The sequence below is a fragment of the Bacillus sp. 95MFCvi2.1 genome, from assembly GCF_000374965.1.
GTDB lineage: Bacteria > Bacillota > Bacilli > Bacillales > Bacillaceae_G > Bacillus_A > Bacillus_A pseudomycoides.
In genome coordinates, this window is record NZ_KB895760.1 from 1 (window position 1) to 3,687 (window position 3,687).

The following is a 3,687-nucleotide window of genomic DNA, read 5'->3' on the forward strand; positions in this document are numbered from 1 at the left end:
ACATTACTGCTTTTAAAAGTTCTCCTACTAATGGGATGATTCCACCTAAGAATGATAAAACTGCCATTGCGATTGCCATATTATTTCCTCCTCTTATTTTGTATAGTAAGATAATGAACTTACATTACTGCTTTTAAAAGCTCTCCTACTAATGGGATGATTCCACCTAAAAATTTTAAAACTGCCATTGCAATTGCCATATTATTTCCTCCTCTTTTTTTGTATAGTAAGATGTTGTAAATCTTTATACCTTTATTATAGTAAGCGCTTACATATATATATCAATACATTTTAATATGCAATATTACATAAGCTGGTTTTATTGCTATAAAGGGTCACTATACATGCCCATCAAGTTAATATTTTAGAGTATCCTCAAAACGAAAATTTTATCTCTTTATAGTTATCTATAGGAATTCAGTTCGCTTTTCTCGTTTTGGGGAACAAAGAATTTCTTAACTTGATGGCAATGTGGCGGGATCTCTTATTACAGAAATAAGGAAAAGAAAAATGATTCTACCAGCCATATATGCAGTTGAACATTTAGCATGGGCTGTACGTGAACGAGCACATAGAAAAATTTTCAAACAATTGACAAGAGACCTTACTCCTTCTCAATGTAAGCAACTAGACAAGTTATTAAGTGTAGGAAAAGGAGACAAGTTCTCGTATTTATCATGGCTTCGACAACCTTCAGGTGTTGTTTCTGTTAAAAATTTTCACAAGATTATGGATCGAATAGAGTTTATCCAAAAATTAAATCTGTACCGTTAATATTTTTGTGTAAATAAGTGGTCCCTTGGCTTGTCTGAGGGATTTTTTGTTTTTGGGTGTAACTTGTTTTCTTAAGTTGATAGGTATGTATGGTGCCTCCTAATAGAAGAAACTTATCCAAAGTGGAAAAATAGAGAAATAACAGGTGTCAAATTTATGGAGCTACTTCAACTGAAGAAAAATACTTTTTATAAAATAATGAAGGAATATGAAGAAGCAAAATAACAACTAATCTATAAAAAATAAGAGCCGAATTTTTCTTAGAGTAGAAAATTCGGCTCTTATTATGGGGCGGTACCCTATTTACTGACCTAAATTTTGAATCTTATCTTTTAATTTTTGAACTTGTTGAATTGTCTGCATAAGCTCCGAGTTTTTGAATTGATCTACATCCATTTTCCCTTCTTCTACCTTCTTCATAGTTGTATCAATTAATTCATTTAACTTTTCATTATATCCAACAATTTGCTGATGAATATCCTTTGCTACATCAGGAGGTGTCAATTCATTAAAAGCTGGAATATCCTTTTGAATTTCTCTCAGTCTAGTTTCTAATTCTTTGCGGGCGGCACTATCGTTGATTGCTTTTCCTGCTAATCCCGGCGCTTCATTTGCAAACGTACTCACTTCATTAACATAATTTATTGCCTTTTGAGCATAGTCAATTGAATTCTTACCTTCTTTAATCATAGAACATCCTGTTAAACCAATTACCATCATAAGCAAGAATAACCAAGCTTTTTTTATCGTCATTTCTTTATCTCCCCTCAATTCGTACAAATCCACCTTAAAAAAGAAGATTTAAGTATTCGACCTTCTTTAGAAATATAAGTTAGTCTGTATATACTAAGCTTCTTTTAACACCTTAATACCTTTTACTATATTCCAAATGAAATAGTAAATACTTAAGATAAAAGCAATAGCAAAAGTTCCGATTAATAATGCAATTCCAATTGCATTTTCACTTAATGTACTAAATCCAACTACTCCAGATATAGCAAGACCAATGATGACTGTTACACAGGGAATTAGATGTGTCCATAATGCTTTTTTTGCATGATATTTCACTTCTTCTTCTGCTACAAAGTAAATAATAATTGGTACTAGAATTGGTGCAAAAAAGATACTAATGTAACTTAAAGAAGATAAGATATTATTTCCTTTCATGACTTTCACCTCTTAAAAATTATTATGATTTCTTATATTTTTATTATTACATTGAAATAGTATATGAACTATCTAATAACCTTACATCAAGATGACAGTTTTGTAAGATATTATAAGTGAAAATATAAAAAGAGCCCTTATATATATAGGACTCTTTTATGAAAATGAACCAATATGTTTTGAAAGTGAAAAAATAGGAAAATAGGTCAAATAATAAAAAGCTAGCAAAATGCTAGCTTTTTTTATTATTTCGAAGTAAGAGCTAGTAAAACAGGTTCTGGTGCAAACATATGAAGAAGAATACATATTCTGCGTCATAATACTTCAAACTTTTAAAATGCTATTCTCTTAAAAAACACCATATCCTGTAATGATGTCTTCTGTACTTAACAAGGGATAGTACCAGCTTTCTTACAACCAGAGGCAAAGTAGCATTCCATATAGGAGAGATGCCACTTTGCTTCTTCATATTCCCTCATTATTTTATAAAACGTGTTCTTTCTTAATTCTAACATTTCCATAAACATAACAGCTGTTACTTCTCCACTCTTCCATTTTGCATAAGTTTCTTCTATATTGTTTAAATCGATATTGGGGAGTGTTTCAAACAAATAATGAAGATAATGATAGAGACTTAAATTGTTCTCTTTTGCGGTTTCAACCACACTATACATGATGGCACTTCCTCTAGCACCTCGCGTTGTATTTGAGAACATCCAATTTTTTCTCCCGATTACAAACGGTTTAATAGAACGTTCACTTCTGTTGTTATCGATTTCTAAATGACCGTCTAATAAAAAAGCTTCAAGATGATTCCATTGATTCAAACAATAAGTGATGGCTTTTCCTAGAGCGCTTTTTGGTAAAACACGATCTTTCTGTTCATGAAGCTGCTTTTGCACTAAATCCTAAGATTGCTAGGCATATGTCCGGTGCTAAAATTAATGGTGTAAAGAAACCGATAACAACAAATGTTTCACATCTAGATATTGTTGAACTTTGGATTACTGATAATAAGAGTAATGTGAGGCATGATTGGTTAAATTTTGCTAATAGCTCCAAAACCCTACTTGAAATTAATAAAGAGTTACAGGGATAAACTTCTGATAACGAATCTTATGTCATCAACGCTTATAATATGATAACAAAATGTAGAAAAGTAAAAATTTCGTTTAGGGGGTACCTCAAGACCTTAGCTTGATAGCGATGTGGCGAGACCCCTTAGTATAGTGAGTTTTAAAAATATGGCTATATCCCTTAACAAAATTAAGCTTCTCTCTTAGGGAGTCGTTTAATTTTGTTTTTTATGGTTTGTATTTTTTAAAAATATAGTTTGAATTGCAATTGTTAGAAAAGTAGACTATATTAGCGAGAGTGTATGAAAGAAAGCATTAAAAAGATGGGGTTTGTTGACCAAGATACATATAATTTCAGTTCACAGCCTGTATTATATATATATTTCTAACATCAGGTTTTGATATAGAAAAAAGGTATTGCACTAATAATGTTACGGATTATTTTTTGATAGAGTATTTTGTTACATCTAGTTCATCAGTTAGGGTATTTCATATTTTCAAATAAAAACGAACGTTTATATTACAAATATCTTCAGAAAATAGTTTTTAGTAAATAATGTATCCCTATGACCTAGTTTTACACGTATCTCAGCTGACTTCTAAGAGCAATTTAAAATTCATTATTTTTCAGGAGATGAGTAATATGTTTGTTTATTTCTATTATTTGATT

2 protein-coding genes and 3 pseudogenes are annotated in these 3,687 nt (G+C 30.8%); 2 read left to right on the forward strand and 3 right to left on the reverse strand.

Annotated elements, in window-relative coordinates; all coding sequences use genetic code 11:
- Positions 1 to 480: 480 nt before the first annotated feature.
- Positions 481 to 765, forward strand: a pseudogene (locus C568_RS0129940) (hypothetical protein); the annotation flags it as partial.
- Between the two features lie 312 nt (positions 766 to 1,077).
- On the opposite strand, the gene C568_RS0129945 reads toward C568_RS0129940, so the two are convergent.
- From C568_RS0129945 to C568_RS34020, 3 genes and pseudogenes are all read right to left on the reverse strand, one after another.
- Positions 1,078 to 1,527 (reverse strand): DUF6376 family protein, encoded by a 450-nt coding sequence (locus tag C568_RS0129945; protein ID WP_018783706.1) that lies wholly within the window; start codon positions 1,525 to 1,527, stop codon positions 1,078 to 1,080.
- 93 nt (positions 1,528 to 1,620) lie between these two features.
- Entirely contained in the window at positions 1,621 to 1,941 is a 321-nt protein-coding gene (locus C568_RS0129950; RefSeq protein ID WP_006097190.1) for a DUF4870 domain-containing protein, read from the reverse strand.
- Positions 1,942 to 2,525: 584 nt separating this feature from the next.
- A pseudogene (locus tag C568_RS34020) lies at positions 2,526 to 2,822 on the reverse strand (IS66 family transposase); the annotation flags it as partial.
- Here C568_RS34020 and C568_RS35985 point away from each other — a divergent pair.
- Positions 2,819 to 3,040 (forward strand): annotated as a pseudogene (locus C568_RS35985) (HD domain-containing protein); the annotation flags it as partial. The pseudogenes C568_RS34020 and C568_RS35985 sit on opposite strands and share 4 nt — an antisense overlap.
- Positions 3,041 to 3,687: the final 647 nt, after the last annotated feature.